Source organism: Pseudomonas sp. 1 (genome assembly GCF_056626735.1).
Map to the genome: position 1 here is coordinate 1 of NZ_JBWXMQ010000049.1, position 897 is coordinate 897.

At 58.1% G+C, this 897-nt stretch carries 1 protein-coding gene; it reads right to left on the reverse strand.

Translation table 11 applies throughout. The annotated features are described in order from the left end of the window. Positions 1-815: IS4 family transposase (locus AC1MDC_RS28635; protein ID WP_480394188.1), on the reverse strand; the 815-nt coding region annotated here is incomplete at its 3' end. Between the last annotated feature and the right edge of the window lie 82 nt (positions 816-897).

Here is an 897-nt window from a genome sequence, read left to right on the forward strand (position 1 = left end):
GGGAGCTCGGGGTTTCGCTTCCTGGCCTGCGGTGACACCTTCATCCGCAGCAATCGATCATGTTTGTTGTAGCGGATCACTTCCTCGCAGACCGTGCTCTTTTTTGCCGGAATCAACCAATGCCGGTGGCTGCCGGCATTGTGCAAGCTCGACAGCAGCTCAGCGCCCCAGAACCCTTTGTCGAACAACGTGATCGAGTGATCGGGAATTTGCTGAAGGAACTCGTCGGCCAAGCGCATTTCACTGCGTCGGTAGGGACTCAATTGCGCATCCAGGATCACGTGCGAGCGCACATTCATCAGCGCGACCAAGCGCAGCATGGGAAAAGGGGTCTGGCGCTCGCTCGAGGTATTTCCCGATCCGAAATGCTCTCGAAGCTCGGGCGTATCCGGGGTACGCAAGAGTGCTCCGTCCACCGCAAACACCTGCAGGTCATGCCAGGTATCACCGTCATAGCGCTCCGTACCCCATTGGGTTCCGGTCTTGCGGAACAACCACTCAACGGGATCGGCGCCGAGCCGCTTGCGGGCTTCAGTGACACCGCTGCGCGCCAACAGATGGTCGGAGGCCAAGCCTTGGGCACAAATGTTCAAACGCCTGGCGACCTCATGAACCGGTTCGTCACGAAACAGCGCCATACCGAGCACCAGCCAGAGAACCTGGTCAGCAGGCAGACGACGTCGGCGGATGGTGGCTTGACTGGAGAGATCCAGCGCAGACGCCACCCACTCGATGGGGATGTTTTGGGTGAAGGTGCTGAGGTCGCAGAAGTTGAAAAGGTCGCCCAAGTCGAGCAGGTCTTGTTGAACAGACATAAAAAATCCGATGCCAGAGGTCTGGCATCGGATTTTCGGGGAAGCCCGCCTGGGACTCAAATGCTTAAGTGAACAGCATTAC